This window comes from Sphingomonas segetis (assembly GCF_009720245.1).
Taxonomy (GTDB): Bacteria; Pseudomonadota; Alphaproteobacteria; order Sphingomonadales; family Sphingomonadaceae; genus Sphingomicrobium; species Sphingomicrobium segetis.
The window spans coordinates 36,077-52,401 of the sequence record NZ_WJSQ01000001.1 but is presented as its reverse complement, the minus strand read 5'-3'; the positions used below and the strand labels follow the sequence as shown (position 1 = coordinate 52,401).

Sequence of the window (16,325 nt, the reverse complement as noted above, 5' to 3'; positions counted from 1 at the left end):
GCGCAGGTCTGCGTCGCGACGGGCGGCGGCGGCGGCGGCGGTGGCGGGGGTGGAGGCGGCGGAGGCGCAGCGCGTTGGCCGAACTTATAGGTTGCGCCTGCAAGGAACCGGCGGCCGTAAGTCTGATACTTGAGCCATGAATTGGGATTGTCGGCCAGTGCGATCGTCGCCTGCCGTTCGTCCGTCAGGTTCTGGCCCTGAACGTAAACGGACAGTCCCGCCAGGCGCGAAGTCGTCGGGAAGTCGTATCCGACCTGCGCGTCGAAAATCGTCTCCGACAGCACGAACTGGCGGTCGAGCCCGCCGCTGAACAGCACGAAGTCACCCTGGAACTTCGAGCGATAGCGCATGCTCCCGCGAACACTGAAGCCGTACTTCTCGTAGAAGGCGGTGAGATTGGCGACCCACTTCGAATAGCCAGGAATGACGCTCTTGTTGCCGTTGAAATCGGTGATGCTGGTCTTGGTGTACCCAGCGCCGCCGGTAAGTCCGAACCCGTCGAGCGACGGCGAGAAGATGTCGAACGGCAGCGTGCCGGCAAGCTCGGCGCCGTACATATGCCCGCCGTGCGTGTTCACATTGCCGCTGAATCGGCCAATGGCGGTCGGCGGGACGGGTTCGTTGGGCGGCGGGGGGAACTGCGAATAATCGAAATTCTCGTCGATGCCGCCGGCGATGTAGGTATCGATGTGCTTGTAGAAGGTCTGCAGCGCGACGTAGCCCTTCGACCCGAAATATTTCTCCAGGTTGAGATCGACGGCTTTCGCCTGGAACGGGCGAAGGAAGGGATTGCCCCCGCTGCCGTTGTAGATGTCGAGCGTCGAATCGTAATGAAAGCTGATTGCGTTATTGAGGTCGGTAAGCCGCGGCCTCATATATTGCTTCGCCGCGGCGAAGCGCACCACCCAGCCGTTGTCCCAGCGCAAGTTGAGGTTCACGCTCGGCAGCCACATCCAGTAATCGTCCTTTGCCTCGGGAAATGCGAGGCTGGTCGACGTCAGATCCGTGTGGACGGCCTGAAAGCCGACGTTGCCGGTCAGCCTCGCGGCGCCAAGCTGGCTGTCGAGCGACGCCATGACATACGGAGTCCAGACCTTCTCGGTCACATCGTAGCCGGAGTTCGGCTGGGTGTTGTCGATGAAACGGAGGATACCCTCTCGTTCGACTGCGCGCGGATCCCAGGAAAGGATCGGGCCGAATCCGCGGTCGAGCGTGAACGTCGGCTCCAAAATGCTCGTCGGAATGGCCGCCTGGACCTGTCCGACTGGCGGTGCCAGGAAGCCTTCGACCTGCCCCAGGGTCTTGGCGCGGTCGGTGTAATCGACGCCAACCTTGATGGACTTGAGGAAGGTGCCGATCTCGCGTTCGATCTCGCCGCGCGCTTCCTTGAGGTCGTCCTTGCTCGAGCGGACCTTGTCGTATCCCGCCTGGACGAAGCTGCCGCCTGACCAGCCCTCGACGTCGGTCAGCACCAGCGCCGGGTTGGCGGCATTGAAATTGCTGACATATTCGGGTCCGTGATCGGTGTTCGTAAAGGAAACGGTGGCGCACCCATTCACCAGTAGGCAACCAACGTCCGTCGGCTGGTTGCGCCCGTACATGACGCCCGCGGTCGTTTCGATGCGATGCTCCGTCCGGTCGGTTCTTGACCAGCTGAGGTCCGCCAGCGCCCGCCAGCCGTTGTGGCCATCCCACAAGGTGTTCCAGCCGAGCGCATATTGGTCGGCCTTCTTGTCGGTCGCATAATTCTCGACCAGCGGCAGTCCCTGCAGGGTCGCCGAGGTGACGATGCCGTCCGACGACGTCTCATCGAGCACCTGGTTGAACGGGCTGAACTTGAAGGGCATTTCGAGACCCTTCTGATCGATGTCGTCGACGAAGTGCGAGTAGAAGCCGTCGAGCGTCATCGTCACATTGTCGCTGAGGCGCCCCTGCAGGGTGGCGGTGCCGCCGAAGCGCTTGAGCTGGTCAGTCTCGAACCAGGTCTTCACGCCGTACATGCCCTGGTTGCCGCTCGGATAATCGGAGTAACCCCAGGCGTTCCAGTCGCGAGTCTGGTACGGCTCGTTGGTATAGGCCGCCGAGAGAGCGAGGCCGACGCGGTCGTCGGCGAACTGGTCGACAAAGGTGGCGAACACGCGGCCACCCTTGTCCTTCGATTTCGGGAGCAGCTTCTGATCGACGTAAGCACCGCGGATGCCGACGGCGAGGACGCGCTGACCGTAATCCAGCGGACGGATCGTCCTCAGGTCGATGCTTCCGACAAGCCCGCCCGCGGTGTGGTCGGCCTCGGCGGTTTTGTAGATATCGACGCCGGCGAGAATTTCCGCCGGATACTGGTCGAATTCGACGGCGCGGCTGTCGTTGGTGGTGGTCTGCTGGCGCCCGTTCAGGGTCGTGGTCGAGAAATCGGGGCCGAAGCCGCGGATGGAGATGATCTGCGCGCGACCGTTGTTGCGCTGTGCGGCGAGGCCGGGAAGGCGGGCGATCGATTCGGCGATGCTGTTGTCCGGCAGCTTGCCAATGTCTTCGGCGGTGACCGATTCGACCACCGTTTCGGAGTTCTTCTTCTTTGCGGTCGAGCTGCGCAACGACGCACGGAAGCCGGTGACGACGATGGCGCTCGACTGCGCCTGTGGCTGATCGCTGTTCTCCGCGTTGGCTGCGGTGTCGCTCGGCGGCGGGGTTTCCGGCTGCGCCGCGGTCGCCTCTCCGGTAATGACCGGCTGGGCGTCATCCGTCGTGTCCTGCGCGAAGGCCGGCGTTGCGGCAATCATCAGCGCGAGCGGGCTCACCGCCGCCGCGAACCGCCAACGCGAAGTCGTGCTGATCATGAAACCTGTCCCCCTTCGATCCGGCTGCGCGAGCCGGGCACAGTTCTAAAGGGGTACGAGGACCCCTCTCCCAAGGATGAGAGTATCAGAGGATTTCGGAAGCGGAACGGCAGGGGCCGCTATACATACGTATTCAGCACGTTAAGACTCGCCGCACGATGACGCAGAGGCGGCCGACCTCCTTCGACATTGCGGCGATCGCGGGGGTTTCGCAGCCCACTGTTTCGCGCGCGCTCTCCGGCAATCCGTCGGTCAGCGAGGCAACGCGCCGGCGCGTACTCGCCGCGGCCGAACAGCTCAATTACAAGGTCGACAAGAACGCCTCGGGGCTGCGCCGGCAGCAGGCGAAGACGCTCGCTTTGCTGTTCTTCGAGGAACTGCCCGACCATAGCGAGATCAACCCCTTCTACCTGTCGCTCCTGGGGCCGATGGTTCGCCGCTGCGCCGACCGCGGCTATGATTTGCTGATCTCCTTCCAGCAGCTGTCGTCGGACTGGCACGTGGATTATGAGGACAGCCGCAAGGCCGACGGAATCATCCTGCTCGGCTACGGCGACTATCTCCAGCACCGGCCGAGGCTCGAGAAACTGGTCGAGCGCGGCACCCATTTCGTGCGCTGGGGCTCGGCGGCCGAAGGCGAGATCGGCGCGACCGTCTCGTCTGACAACGAGCAGGGCGGGTTCGAAGCGACGACGCATCTGCTTCGACAGGGCCGGCGGCGGATCGCGTTTATCGGCACCGGCGGCCCGGGCTTCCCCGAAGTGCAGGAGCGGTGGCGCGGATATTCGAGGGCGCTCCGTGCGGCCGGACTGCAGCCCGACGAGCAGCTTCGCGCCGATGCGGCGCCAAGCGAAGGCGATGGACGGGCAGCGGCCGCGCAGCTGATTGGCGCCAATGCCGATTTCGACGCGATTTTCGCGGCTAGCGACATCGCCGCGATCGGCGCCATGCACGCGCTTCAGCAGGCTGGCCGCAGCGTCCCCGAGACGGCGGTCGTCGGCTTCGACGACATTCCCGCCGCGAGCCTCGCCAGCCCGCCGCTGACGACCGTCACCCAGGACGCTCGCCGCGCCGCCGAGGCGCTGATCGACACGCTTGTCCAGTCGATCGAAATCGGCGCCGCCAAGGACCAGGTGCTCCCGGTCAGGCTGACCGTGCGGGAGTCCAGCGTCCTTTAATCACCACCAGGTCGCGTACAGGGCGATCAGGATCAGGATGACGCCGAGCGCTCCGACGTTGAAGCCGGCGCTGGTGCGGTAGCGGACGTCGGCGGTGTCGATGGTGTCGGCGCCCTCGCGCTGCCGGGTGGCGAGGCTGACGATCACCGCGAGCGACAGCGAGACGAGAAACACGACCCCCATGCGGTTGATGAACGGCGTCAGATAATCGTTGACGCCCTGCGGCAACGCGGCGGCGGGCAACGTGTATTTCATGATCGTCGACAGCACGACGGAGGTGACAGCCGCGACGATCGCGCCGGCTTCGTTGGCGCGCTTCCAGAACAGGCCGAGCAGGAAGATCACCGTAATCCCCGGTGTGAAGAAGCCGGTGAATTCCTGGATGAACTGGAACGCCTGTTCCGAGCTTCCGAGCAGCGGCCGCGCGGCGAGGATCGCGATGACGATCGCGGTCACCGCGGTGATCCGCCCGACGAGGACGAGGTGCTTTTCCTCGCTTTTGCTTTTCCCGCAATCGTCCTCGGCGCGGGTGCGCTCGTGGCGGCGCTTGGCATAGACGTCGAGCGTGAAGATGGTCGCGATCGAGTTGATCTTGGACGCGGTCGAAGCGACGATCGCCGCAATCAGCGCTGCGAACACGAGCCCGAGCAGGCCCGGCGGAAGCAGCCGCATCATCGTCGGATAGGCCTGGTCGGGCTTGGCGAGGTCGGGGGCGAGCACCACCGCGGCGATGCCCGGAAGCACGATGATCAGCGGCATGATGAGCTTGAGGTAAGCGGCGAAGATCACGCCCTTCTGCGCTTCATCGAGGCTCTTCGCCGCGAGCGCACGCTGGATGATGTACTGGTTGAAGCCCCAGTAAGCGATGTTGGCGATCCACATCCCGCCGAGCAGCACTGAAAGGCCGGGCAAATCGATGTAGTGCGGATCGTCCTTCTCCAGGATCATGTGGAAGTGGTCGGGCGCGGCCGTCACCAGCCTGTGGAAGCCGGCGAACAGGTCGCCGCCGCCGATCTCCGTCAGCGTCAGGAAGGCGACGACGAGGCCGCCGAGCACGAGCAGGGTCACCTGGACGATATCGGTCAGCGCGACCGCCTTCAGGCCCCCGCGCAGCTGATAGAGCAAGGCGAACGCGCCGAGCATGACGAGGGCGACATCCTGGTCGACGCCAGCAACCTTGTTCACCGCGATCGAGCCGAGCCAGATGATCGAGGTCAGGTTGACGAAGATGTAGAGGGCGAGCCAGAAGATCGCCATCAAGGTGCGGATCAGCCCGCCGTACCGCCGCTCGAGGAACTGCGGCATCGTGTAGATGTGGTTCTTGAGGAAAATCGGCAAAAAGAACTTGCCGACGATTAGGAGCGTCGCCGCGGCCATCCACTCGTAGGAGGCAATCGCGAGCCCGATTGCATAACCCGACCCGGACATGCCGACGATCTGCTCGGCCGAGATGTTGGCCGCGATCAGCGACGACCCGATCGCCCACCATGGCAGGTTCTTCGATGCGAGGAAGTAGTCGGACGTGTCCTTGGTATGTCCCGCCTTTTCGCGCGAGACCCACTGGGCAAGGCTGAAGATGCCGATCGCATAGGCGATGACGACAATGAGATCGATTGCCGAAAGGCTCATCCGCGGCGCTCCCCCGCCGCAGCCGCGGCCAGAACGGAACGAACCTATACCAGCGCAGTCACCTGTCTAGGGCCGGATGACCGCCGCCTGATACGGCTGCAGTTGTACGCCGTCGATGCGCGAGCCGGAGAGCAGATCGCGGCCGGAAACGAGATATTCTGCTGCCTCGCCGGACAGATTGGCGATAATCAGCGCTTTCTCGCCGCCATCCGCTCGTTCGACGATCAGGAGCTTGCCGTTGGTCGGGATCACACGCTGCGTTCCGGAGCGGAACGCCGAATCCGACGCGCGGAGCTTCAGCAGGCGCCGATAGTGATTGAGGAGCGAGCCGGGGTCGGCATCTTGCTCGGCGACGGAAACGCCGTCGTTGTCCCTGGCGAAGCGCTCGGTCCAGTAATTCTTTGGGCCTTTATACCAGATGGCGGCGTGCGGAGCTTCGACCCTGGCGTCCCACTCGAACGCTTCGCGCATGCCGATCTCGCGTTCGTCGGACCGAATCTCGCGCGGCGTCCCGCTCATTCCAAGCTCCTGCCCGTAATAGATGGACGGTGTTCCTGCCAGCAACGTCATCAGCGTCGCAGCGGTGCGCAGCTTTTCGGCCGTGATTCCGGGATCCGACGCGATCCGCGCCATGTCGTGATTTTCGACGAAGACCAGTTCGGTCTTGCCAGCCGGAATGGCCTTGTCGAGCTGCTCGATCGCCTTGACGATCTTGGCCTTGTCGAAGCTGCGGATTGCGCTGGTGAGCGGGAAAGCGAATGCCGCGTCGACCCCGCCGCGCCGCAGGAAATCGCCGCCGTCGCCCCAGTCCCATTGTTCGGCGATCAGGTGCAGCTTCGGGTTGCGTGCCTTGAGCGTGGCGAAGACCGGCTTCCAGAAACCGTCGAACAGGCCGGTGAGGATGTGCTTGTTGTCGAGATCGTCCATCATATGGTCGATCCGGAATCCATCGACGCCGTCGGAAAAATCGCCGTCGCCGTTCGGATCGACCCAGCTCAGCAAATAGCTCGTGGCCCAGGCCCTGAGTTTGGGCGATTTGAGATTCAGGGTGGTGATGCCGGTCTCCGCGCCGGGAAAGCGCGGCGCGATGGTGATCCCGAACACCGCCGATTCCGGCTTCGAGTTGTTCGGGCCGCTGAAGATGAAGAAGTCGCTGTACGGCGATTGCGGGTTTCCGAGCGCCGATTTGAACCACGGGTGGTCGTAGGCGACGTACTGGAACTCCTGGTCGAGGTAGAGCTTCATGCCGCGCCCGTGGATCGCCGCGACAAGGCTTCGATAATCGTCCATCGTCCCGAATTCGGGGTCCACTCCTTCGAAGCTGCTCGCGAAATAATTGTGATAGAAGGGCGAGGGGTAGAGTGGGGTCAGCAGGATGGACGTCACCCCCAGCCGCTGAAGGTACGGCAGACTCTGCTCGATGCCCCTCAGGTCGCCTTCGCCGTCGCCGTTGCTGTCGCGCATCGAGCGCGTGAAGATGTGGTAGAAAGTCTCCTCCTCAAGTCGTGCGGGCGCGGCGGCAGCGGTGGGGGCGACCGCCCTTGCCGCCGCGCCCGCACTGGGGGCCAGCAGGGAGGCCCCCAAGATAATAGCCATCAGAGGCTTCACGCTTGCAGCCGCGCGAAGTCGGGAATGCGGTTCCAGCGCAATGGCGGAACTCCGCCATCGTCCGGCGGGAGCAGCTGCGCGATCCGCTGCTTCAATGGCTCGGGCCAGTCGAGGAATGTGCGTGGATGCGCCGCGCTCGCCGGAATATCGTCGCCGCGCATGAAACCCTTGTAGGCAAGCGCTCGCATTTCTGGAGGCATGGAACTCCAATGCGGCATGAACCACAAGGTCAGCAGGGGCCGCTCTTCGCCGGTACGGTTCGCGAACGCTCCGTGGATGAGGCGCGCATCGCCGATGAGGACGTCGCCGGCGCGAACCGGCACCGCTACCTGGTCCGGATGATCGGCATAAGCCGGGTTCGACGGGTCTTTGAACGCCTGCATCCCTTCGGAATGGGCCGTGTCGAGGTGGTGCAGCGGATGGTCCCTGCGGTGGCTTCCAGGGATTAGTCTCAGGCACCCGTTTTCGATGCTCGTGTCGGTAAGGTAGATCATCGCGAACCATTGATGCCCGCGCGGCTGGTACGCGCTGTCGTCGTCCCAGCCCCACCAATCCTGGTGCCAGAACAGCGGCGGGCCGCCGCCCGGCTTGGAGATCAGGAATCCCCCTGTGAACCGGGGGTCGGTCGCGCCGCACAAGCGAAGCCGCTCGAGCAAAGCTGGAGACGCGATCACGTCCGCATATTCGGGATTGTCGGCCAGGTGGATCAGCGAGCCGTTCGATTTCACGGCATCGCGCGCGTCACCGCTCTCGCGAAACAGCGTCGCATGTGCGCGGAGCAGGAGCGAATCCATGAACTTCGCGTCGAACACGCCAGGCAGGCGGATGAACCCGCAATCTTCGAGCTCGCCCGCGAGCGGAGCAGTCCGGAGCAACGTCGCCATCCCGACAGCATAGAGCCGAGCCTGCGCTGCGTCAGTCCCGCCAACTGTTGCGGAATTGTCATAAACTATCCTGAAGTTGTGGTGATTGCCCTTCGGGCGCACTTGCCTCCTGTAGCGGAAACTATAACGGTCTTGCTGGATGGTGCTGCGTCCAATCTGCGAACCGGTTGAGCTTCCGGTCGGCGCTTCCGTGATCGCGGAGCGCGTGACAGTGGCTCCCGACGCGTCCCGGATCGGCAGCTTCATGCACTTCCACGACGTCGCGGAGCTGGTCCTGTTCGGTCGGGTGCGCGGCGAATTCGCGGCGGACGGATACCGCCACCGGCTCCACGACCGGTCGATCGTCTTCGTTCCGTCCATGCGCCATCACGATTACGCGCTGGAACGCGGCGCGATGGATTGGCTGCTCGTCCAGATCGATCCCTACATCGTCGAGAGCCTCGGCTTGTCCGCCGACCTGTCGGCGCTCGCGCGGCCGTTCTGCGCCGTGCCGGATCGTCGAAGCCGCGGCCGTATCGCGATGCTGGGCGAATGGCTCGTCGATGCCGTGAGTTCGGAAACTTCCAACACGGCAGTGGAGCGGATCATCGAACTTCTGCTGCTGGCCGTCGCCGAAGCAGAGCCGAGTGTGCCTGTCGCATGTTCGGATGCGCCAGCGCGCTCGGAACGCTTGCTGCCGGCTCTGGAGCGCTTGCGCACCATGCCTTCCGAGCCGCTCAGTCTGGAATCGGCAGCGACCCTTTGCCGCCTCTCCCCGACTTACTTTTCGCGGCGCTTTCGTCAGCTCTTCGGCATGACGTTCAGCGACTATTCGCGCATCCACCGGCTTCACCTCGCGGCGCGCAGGTTGGTCGGAAGCGGAGCGGAGATTTCCGAGATTGCATTCAACGTGGGCTTCTCCAGCCCTGCACATTTCACCGCGCGTTTCCGCGAGCGCTTCGGTATGACGCCGAGAGCCTATCGGGCGAGCGCTCGTGCCCGCGCGGGCCAGGGGAGGGGAATCGAATGAACCGGCCTGAAGCCATCGAGAAGCCGCGCAAGTCGGCCGGCGCCTTGTGGAATATCTCCTTCGGCTTCCTCGGCATCCAGGTCGGCTTCGCACTCCAGACCGCCAACATGAGCCGCATTTTCCAGTCGCTGGGATCGAGCCTCGACGACCTGCCGGCATTGTGGATCGCGGCGCCGCTCACCGGGCTGCTCGTCCAGCCGATCATCGGCCACATGTCCGACCGCACCTGGCTCGGCCGCTTCGGACGACGACGGCCCTATTTCCTCGCCGGCGCGATCCTTGCGGCCCTTTCGCTCGTCCTGATGCCGCTGTCCTCGACACTGTTCATGGCCGCGATCCTGCTGTGGATGCTCGACGCCAGCCTCAACATCTCGATGGAGCCGTTCCGGGCGTTCGTCGGCGACATGCTGCGCAAGGATCAGCATACGGCCGGCTATGCGGTGCAGACGGCCTTCATCGGCGCGGGCGCGGTCGTCGGTTCGATCTTCCCGTGGGTTCTCGATCGACTGGGCGCGTCGAACACGGGAGGCATCGGCGGCATTCCCGACACGGTCCGTTACAGTTTCTGGTTTGGCGGCGCGGCGCTGTTCCTCGCGGTCCTTTGGACGGTCGTCAGCACCCGCGAATATTCGCCCGAGGAAATGTCTTCGTTCAGTGACGGCGCGCCAGCGTCCGAACAGCAAACCATTCAGGCGCTTGCCAACCGCAGCTTCGGCACCAGCGTGCTGTGGATTGCGCTCGGCATCTGCATCGTCTTCGCGGTGACCGGATGGCGGCTCGAGAAGGAAGTCTACCTGCTCGGCGGCCTGCTGATCGCCTACGGGGTCGCGAACGCCGCGGGCATCGTGCTCGCCCGGCAGGGCCGCGCCTCGAACATGCTCGCGAACATCGTCGGCGATTTCTCGGGCATGCCCGACATCATGAAACGGCTCGCAGTCGCCCAGTTCTTCAGCTGGTCCGCACTGTTCATCATGTGGATCAACACGACGCCCGTGGTTGCGCGCAACTTCTATTTGTCTCCCGATCCGGCAAGCGCCGGATATCAGGACGCCGGCAATTGGGTCGGAGTCCTTTTCGCCGTCTACAACGGCGTCGCCGCGATCGCCGCGCTCGCGCTGCTGCCCTGGCTCGCCCGCTCGATCGGCAAGGCGCGGACTCACATCTTGTGCCTGCTGTGCGGCGCGGCCGGCTATGCGAGCTTCCTGGTGATCAGGGATCCGCAGATGCTTGTCGTCTCCGAGATCGGGATCGGCATCGCCTGGGCGTCGATCCTCGCCATGCCTTACGCGATCCTCGCCAGCAGCCTGCCGCAGCGCAAGCTCGGCATCTACATGGGGCTCTTCAACATCTTCATAGTCGTGCCGCAGCTGCTGGTCGCGACCATCATGGGATCGATCATGAAGGCCTTTTTCCCCGACGAGCCGATCTGGACCATGCTCGCCGCGGCGCTCGTGATGATCGCTGCCGCACTCGCCATGGTTCGCGTCCAGAGCATGGAGGGCGCGCACTGACCGCCTTTGCGCCGCTCGGTTCCGACCCTAGATAAGGGCTGCCATGAAGCCGACCGTCGTCATCCACACCAACGACAAGCAGATGCTGGGCGCGCTGGTTTCGGCGCACAGCTTCCGCCGCAACAGCCGCACCCCGGATGCGTTCGACGTCCGGATCGTCAATGCCAGCGACTTCCCCGAGCTTCAGGAGCGCGGGCATACGCTGCTCCGCGGCGGGCACGTGCGCGAATGGGACCCGGATGACCTTCAGTCGTTCACGCCGGTGCGCTTCGCAATTCCCGGACTGCTCGGCTACGAGGGGCTGGCGCTTGTCACCGACCCGGACGTGTTCGCGGTCGGTGACGTCGCCGAGCTGTTCGGCCGCGACCTCGAGGGCAAGGCGATCTGGTGCAGGCCGCGGCCCGGCTACCACAAGATCACCGACCCGCTCGCGACCTCGGTCATGCTGCTCGACAATTCGGGGCTCGAGCATTGGCGCTTTGCCGCCGACCTGGAGGCGCTGTGGGCGCACGAGGTCGACTATCTCGACTGGATCAACCTCCAGCGCGAAAATCTCGACGCGATCGGGCTGCTCGAGCCCGAGTGGAATCACTTCGACACCCTGACGCCCGCAACGAAGCTGCTCCACAATACGAAGCGCCGGACTCAGCCGTGGAAAACCGGGCTCCCGATCGATTTCACGTTCCGCGAGCGCGGCCTGCTCAACTTCGCGCTGCCGATCGTCCGAAAGCTCGCACCCAATTACACGCGCCACCCCGACCGCAATCAGGAAGCCTATTTCTACGCGCTGTTGGCGGATGCGGTGGATGCGGGTGCGGTGACCACGGATCAGGTTCGGAAGGAAGTCCGGCTTGGGCACATCCGGAGGGATTCGGAAGCGCTCATCGATCGCTATCGCGGGCAGCTCTGGCCGGCTCGGGCGGAAGCTCCAAAAGCCGCCTGACTCGCGCGACGATCTCGGCGGTGAAATCGGGCGGCTCGCTCGCCAGCGGCACGTCGACGGAGCCGCCGAACCCGTGTTCTTCGAGCGAGGCCCAGAAGAAGCGCAGGTCGCGCGGATGAAGTCGCTTGCCCGGGCGAACGCGGTCGGCAGCCGCCATGGCGATGCACCCGAGCCGGCTCTTCGCGATCGGAACGATGCCCACCGGCTTCCGAGTGTTTACCGCGTCGGCGACCATCGCGACGCTGTCGGCGGTGACGTGGATCTGGTCCGCCGCCTCGATCATCGCCCGATAGGAGGGCGGCCCCTCGCGCGGCGCGATGAATGCCGGCACGCTCGCTCGCCCCAGCATTTCGGCGACGGCGTTCAGCAAGCGCTGCGGCGTCCGCGGGCTTCCGATGGCGAGCACGGAGCCGCCGCCGCGCTCAGCGATTTCGAGCAGCCGGCGAAGCGCGCCGAGCATCTGCGCCTGCGGCAGTTCCCAGTAGAGCGTCGGTCCGCCGAGGACGAACAGCCGGCGAGGGCGGGGCAGGGCGGTCAGCGCGGTGAGTTCATCAGGCTCCACAGGCGTCTTCGTGAGAGGACTGAGTGCGAACGGGATGCGAACGACATTGGGCGCGTCCGGCACCGGATATTCGGGTGTTGGCACGACAAGGTCGAAATATCTCGGCGAAATCCGCGGATATCCGAGATGCACCGCGCGCATCTTGCCGCCGGAGCGTTTCCGCAGCGCGCGCATCACGGGAACGCTGCGATGCCCGGTCGAGATCGTCAGGTCCGGCGGCTCGCCCTCGAGTTGCGCTCGCGAACCTGCCGCGACACTCCTGAGCGTCGCACCGAGCAACGCCGGCTGCAGCCGCCTCAGCTGGTTGAAGCGAAGCCACTTCTCCTCGAACGGCAGGCCGAGCGCCTCGGCGAGCGCGAGCACCTGGTTGTTGTCGCCGCGGTGCGGCCCCAGCAGCGCCCACACGCGCATCTTTCGCTCTGTCTTGTCGTTCATGCCCACCGTAGCCATTAGGGTCCAGGCCAGGAAAGACCAATGTGCGGAATTGCCGGATGGTACAGGCGCGGCGGCAAGCCGGTGCCGAAGCGCGCGCTCGTCGCCGCCTGCGACCGCTTGCGCCACCGCGGTCCTGACGATGCCGGGTATTTTACCGACGGCGACTTCGGGTTCGGGATGCGCCGCCTCAGCATCATCGACGTCGCAGGCGGCCGGCAGCCGATCTTCAGCCCCGACGGGCGGTACGCGATCGTCTTCAACGGTGAGATTTTCAATCACCCCGAGCTTCGCCGCCAGCTAGAGGGCGCCTACGCCTTCCAGACCGATCATAGTGATACCGAAACGATCCTGGCCGCGTGGCTCCGCTGGGGCGACGAGGCGTGGATCCGGCTCGAGGGCATGTACGCGGTCGCCATCTGGGACAAGCTCGACAAGAGCCTGACGCTCGCGCGCGATCCAATCGGCATCAAGCCGCTCTTCGTGACCGAGCAGAACGGCGGCCTCGCCTTCGCCTCGGAAATCTCCGCGCTCCGGGACCTTTCAGATCATCGCTTCGACGTCGATCCGGAGGGCGTCGACGACTTCTTCTGCTTCGGCCACACCCTCCCGCCGCGGACCATTTTCAGGCAGGTGCGCCCCCTCGACCCGGGACATCTGCTCCGGATGGGCCTGAAAGGGTGGGCGGAAACCACGCGTTTCTGGCAGCCCCGAATTGAGGTCGGGACCGGCGTCTCCGAAAGCGACTGGATCGAGGAGACGCGCAGGCGGCTGCTCGACAGCGTCGGCAAGCACATGCTGTCCGACGTGCCGGTCGGCGCCTTCCTTTCGGGCGGCATCGATTCCTCGGCGATCGCCGCGGCGATGGCGAGGACCTCCTCCACACCGTTCAAGGCGTTCACCGTCGGCTTTCCCGGATCCCCGCGCGACGAAACCGCCGCGGCCGCGCGCATCGCGCAGCATCTCGGCATCGAGCACGTCGTGCTGCCGATGAAGCCGCAGACCGCGGCGGACGTGCTTCCCGCCGTTCAGGCAGCCTTCGACGAGCCCACCGCCGCCACCTCCGCGGTGCCGCTGTGGTATTTGTCGCGCACCGCGGCCGAGCATGTGAAGGTCGTGCTGTGCGGCGAGGGCGGGGACGAGGTGTTCCTCGGCTACAACCGCCAGCGCTGGGCGCAGCGGATGGCCCGCTGGAAGCCGCTTGTCGAAGCCGTGGGGGCAGGGGCCCTGGTCGACGCCTTGCCCGAGCTGCCGTGGCGCAAGTGGAACTACGGCCGCCAGCTCGCGCGCCAGTTCGTCGAGGGCGCGCGGCTCGGCGACGGCTACGAGCGTTTCTTTGCGGCCGTCTTCATTACCACGCCCGATATCCGCAAGCGGATTTACAACCGCGACTTCTTCGACCGGCATGAGCCGCGCGACAGCTTCGGGCAGCGCGCGCGTGACACCTTTCCGCCGGCGCAACGGCCCCCGCTTTCCGACCTCGAGGAGTTCATGCTCGGCGACCTCACGGTCCATCTTCCGGCGTCGCTGTGCCAGCGGCTCGACCGGTCGAGCATGGCGCATTCGCTCGAGGCACGCGTGCCGTTCCTGTCGCACCGGCTGGTGGAATGGGCGCTGACCATCCCCGCGGGCCTCAAGCTGAAGGGCAGCACCGGCAAACATGTGCTCCGCCGCGCAGTCGAGCCGTGGCTGCCGCGAGGCGCTTTGGCGCAGCCGAAGATCGGATTCCAGCTTCCTTTCGCCGATTGGTTCATGGGCGGGTTCAGCGATTTCGCGCGCGAGGCGTGGCAGTCGTCGGGCGTGGACGAACTCGGCTTCCTCGACGCGCGCGGCGTCGAACAGCTGTTCGAAGAGCATCGCCGGGGCGCGGCCGACCATGGCCGGATCCTCTACGCGATCGCGATGTTCGGCTGCTGGTGGCACCAGCAGCGCGCACCGTCGCTCGTCGAGCCGCCGGTAGCCGCAGTCGCGCCGTGACTCCCGCAGTCTCGGTCATCCTGCCGGTGCACAATCGCGCCGACGTGCTGCCGCGCGCAATCCGCAGCGCGATCGACCAGGAGTTGCGGGAATTCGAGCTGATCGTCGTAGATGATGGCTCGACAGATGGCAGCGCTGAGGTCGCGGAGTCGTTCGTCGACGAACGGATTCACGTCGTCCACCTCGACCGCAATCGCGGCGGAAATGCCGCCCGCAACGAGGGCATCCGGGCTGCCCGCGCGCCGCTGATCGCCTTCCTCGACAGCGACGATCGCTATTTGCCCAGCAAGCTTGCCCGGGTCGCGGCCGAGTTCGAACGGCGGCCGAAGCTCGACCTGCTCGTCGATAGCTTCGTCAAGGTGCAGCCGCCCGGTTCGCGCAAGGCTGAGGTCGTGCGCCGCAACCCGGTCATTGACGAGCGCGAGCTATTCCGCTCGGCACTGTTCACCCGTCGGCTGTGGAAAGCGACCCCGGCGATCACGGTAAGGCGCGAGATCGCGCTCGAAGCCGGGTTGTTCGACGAGACTCTGCGGCGCCTCCAGGACTTCGACTTCCTGATCCGCGTGTCGGAGATGGCGAACTGCGCCTCCACGGATGAAGTGCTGTGGGTCAAATATTGGGATGCCGGGTCGATCTCTGCGCAGGACGACATGATTCCGGCCAATATCGAGCTGGTCCGTCGTCACCCCGAATATCTTCGCAACCGGGCGTATCGGCCGGGCCTCGCGTACGCGCTGCGGCTGTCCGTCTGGCGGCGTCTGAAGCGCGGCGATGTGGCCGGCATCGCCAGAGATGTCCGCAACCTTGCGGAGGCATTCGGTGGGCGCGAAGCCCGGCGTCTCGGCTGGGAAGCGTTGCGGCCGAGGCCGGCGCTACCCCCCGGTTGAATAGCCCAGCCGCGGATCGAGCTTCTCGCGGATGAATTCGTCGATTCGCGCCGCCGTCTCCGGGTCGAGCTGCGCGCGATAGCCGCCGCTGGTGCCTCTGCGCACCTTGCCCGACTGCTCGTCCCCCCTGTGGGCGCGGCGCAGCCGCGGCGAGGTGAAATAGCCCTCGCGCTCGCGTTCCCTGAGGTTCGGCAAGCGCGCGAAGTCGACCGCGTCGGCAATGTCCTCGGTGTCCACTCGAAGGCCAAGCGCATCGGTAAGCATCCGAAGCGAGCGTTCGGGCTGCGCGAGGAAATCTTCGTAGCGGATCACGGTGACAGCCGGCAGCGCAGCGAACCGGTTGAGGAAGGCGACGATCGAGGGAATGCCGCCTTCCGCCGCCCAGACGAAGCCGTCGAGCGGCTGCCGCGCGAGCCGCTGCCGCGCCTTGTCGCGGCTGCGGTGCTTCAGATGGTGGTAGCGCGACACCGCGATGTCGCCCGGATGGCGCGCGATCAGCACGACCTTCTTGCCGGCATAATGCGACGGATCTAGGTCGATTTCGTCCGCGCGCCGCATCGCGTCGCCGGCATGGGTGAACAGCACCCGAGGCACCGCGGCCGGCGCCCGCCTCAGCAAGGGAAATTCGAGCAGCCCGCGCTCGTCGAGCCCGAACCGCCGCTGGAAAAGCCGCGCGAGCATCGCCCGCACGAACGTGCGGCCCGATTTGGGATAGGAAACCACGACCGCCTCGGCCTCCGCGAGCCAGGCGCCGTCCCGCAGATCGCGCTTGATCCGCAGCGCCGCCGACCCGGGCACAAGCCGAAGCAACTGCGCCGCCGCGCGCTTCGCTACATTGCTGAAAGACTGGCCGCGCACTCGGCCCGACTAG

At 65.3% G+C, this 16,325-nt stretch carries 12 protein-coding genes; 6 read left to right on the top strand and 6 right to left on the bottom strand.

The window, feature by feature from the left end:
* On the bottom strand, positions 1-2,834 hold a 2,834-nt coding region (locus GH737_RS00235; RefSeq protein WP_155262853.1), incomplete at its 3' end, for a TonB-dependent receptor.
* Positions 2,835-2,992: 158 nt separating this feature from the next.
* Here GH737_RS00235 and GH737_RS00230 point away from each other — a divergent pair.
* Complete coding sequence (locus tag GH737_RS00230; RefSeq protein WP_155262852.1) at positions 2,993-4,012, top strand: LacI family DNA-binding transcriptional regulator; 1,020 nt, start codon at positions 2,993-2,995, stop codon at positions 4,010-4,012.
* Here the strand turns inward: GH737_RS00230 and GH737_RS00225 are convergent, their stop codons facing one another.
* The 3 genes from GH737_RS00225 to GH737_RS00215 form a co-directional block, all read right to left on the bottom strand.
* Complete coding sequence (locus GH737_RS00225) at positions 4,013-5,641, bottom strand: sodium/sugar symporter (protein WP_155262851.1); 1,629 nt, start codon at positions 5,639-5,641, stop codon at positions 4,013-4,015.
* 66 nt (positions 5,642-5,707) lie between these two features.
* Positions 5,708-7,237: an alpha-amylase family glycosyl hydrolase gene (locus GH737_RS00220; RefSeq protein ID WP_155262850.1), complete on the bottom strand. Its 1,530-nt coding sequence runs from the start codon at positions 7,235-7,237 to the stop codon at positions 5,708-5,710.
* A gap of 8 nt (positions 7,238-7,245) precedes the next feature.
* Positions 7,246-8,133 (bottom strand): phytanoyl-CoA dioxygenase family protein, encoded by an 888-nt coding sequence (locus tag GH737_RS00215; protein ID WP_196232890.1) that lies wholly within the window; start codon positions 8,131-8,133, stop codon positions 7,246-7,248.
* A 139-nt stretch (positions 8,134-8,272) separates the two neighbouring features.
* Here GH737_RS00215 and GH737_RS00210 point away from each other — a divergent pair, with 139 nt between their 5' ends.
* The 3 genes from GH737_RS00210 to GH737_RS00200 are packed head-to-tail and all read left to right on the top strand — an operon-like array spanning position 8,273 to position 11,596.
* Positions 8,273-9,142 (top strand): helix-turn-helix transcriptional regulator, encoded by an 870-nt coding sequence (locus GH737_RS00210; protein ID WP_155262848.1) that lies wholly within the window; start codon positions 8,273-8,275, stop codon positions 9,140-9,142.
* Positions 9,139-10,653 (top strand): MFS transporter, encoded by a 1,515-nt coding sequence (locus GH737_RS00205; protein WP_155262847.1) that lies wholly within the window; start codon positions 9,139-9,141, stop codon positions 10,651-10,653. The genes GH737_RS00210 and GH737_RS00205 overlap by 4 nt, the downstream gene beginning before the upstream one ends.
* A 43-nt stretch (positions 10,654-10,696) precedes the next feature.
* Complete coding sequence (locus GH737_RS00200) at positions 10,697-11,596, top strand: glycosyltransferase family protein (protein ID WP_155262846.1); 900 nt, start codon at positions 10,697-10,699, stop codon at positions 11,594-11,596.
* Here the strand turns inward: GH737_RS00200 and GH737_RS00195 are convergent.
* A complete protein-coding gene (locus GH737_RS00195) occupies positions 11,535-12,593 on the bottom strand; it encodes an ELM1/GtrOC1 family putative glycosyltransferase (RefSeq protein ID WP_196232889.1) in 1,059 nt (352 codons plus the stop codon). The two genes, GH737_RS00200 and GH737_RS00195, sit on opposite strands and share 62 nt — an antisense overlap.
* Before the next feature lie 39 nt (positions 12,594-12,632).
* Between GH737_RS00195 and asnB the strand changes: the two genes are divergently transcribed.
* Together asnB and GH737_RS00185 are read left to right on the top strand one after the other, a co-directional pair.
* The gene (asnB, locus tag GH737_RS00190; protein WP_155262844.1) at positions 12,633-14,567 is read left to right on the top strand and encodes an asparagine synthase (glutamine-hydrolyzing); all 1,935 of its coding nucleotides are present in this window, start codon (positions 12,633-12,635) and stop codon (positions 14,565-14,567) included.
* Positions 14,564-15,454: a glycosyltransferase family 2 protein gene (locus tag GH737_RS00185; RefSeq protein ID WP_196232888.1), complete on the top strand. Its 891-nt coding sequence runs from the start codon at positions 14,564-14,566 to the stop codon at positions 15,452-15,454. The genes asnB and GH737_RS00185 overlap by 4 nt, the downstream gene beginning before the upstream one ends.
* Here the strand turns inward: GH737_RS00185 and GH737_RS00180 are convergent.
* A complete protein-coding gene (locus GH737_RS00180) occupies positions 15,440-16,312 on the bottom strand; it encodes a sulfotransferase domain-containing protein (protein WP_155262842.1) in 873 nt (290 codons plus the stop codon). The genes GH737_RS00185 and GH737_RS00180 overlap by 15 nt on opposite strands.
* Positions 16,313-16,325: the final 13 nt, after the last annotated feature.

Excerpts from the sequence above, each read along its gene's own strand:
- GH737_RS00230 (WP_155262852.1), top strand. The coding sequence starts at position 2,993 with ATGACGCAGAGGCGGCCGACCTCCTTCGACATTGCGGCGATCGCGGGG.
- GH737_RS00225 (WP_155262851.1), bottom strand. The coding sequence starts at position 5,641 with ATGAGCCTTTCGGCAATCGATCTCATTGTCGTCATCGCCTATGCGATC.
- GH737_RS00220 (WP_155262850.1), bottom strand. The coding sequence starts at position 7,237 with ATGGCTATTATCTTGGGGGCCTCCCTGCTGGCCCCCAGTGCGGGCGCG.
- GH737_RS00215 (WP_196232890.1), bottom strand. The coding sequence starts at position 8,133 with ATGGCGACGTTGCTCCGGACTGCTCCGCTCGCGGGCGAGCTCGAAGAT.
- GH737_RS00210 (WP_155262848.1), top strand. The coding sequence starts at position 8,273 with ATGGTGCTGCGTCCAATCTGCGAACCGGTTGAGCTTCCGGTCGGCGCT.
- GH737_RS00205 (WP_155262847.1), top strand. The coding sequence starts at position 9,139 with ATGAACCGGCCTGAAGCCATCGAGAAGCCGCGCAAGTCGGCCGGCGCC.
- GH737_RS00200 (WP_155262846.1), top strand. The coding sequence starts at position 10,697 with ATGAAGCCGACCGTCGTCATCCACACCAACGACAAGCAGATGCTGGGC.
- GH737_RS00195 (WP_196232889.1), bottom strand. The coding sequence starts at position 12,593 with ATGAACGACAAGACAGAGCGAAAGATGCGCGTGTGGGCGCTGCTGGGG.
- asnB (WP_155262844.1), top strand. The coding sequence starts at position 12,633 with ATGTGCGGAATTGCCGGATGGTACAGGCGCGGCGGCAAGCCGGTGCCG.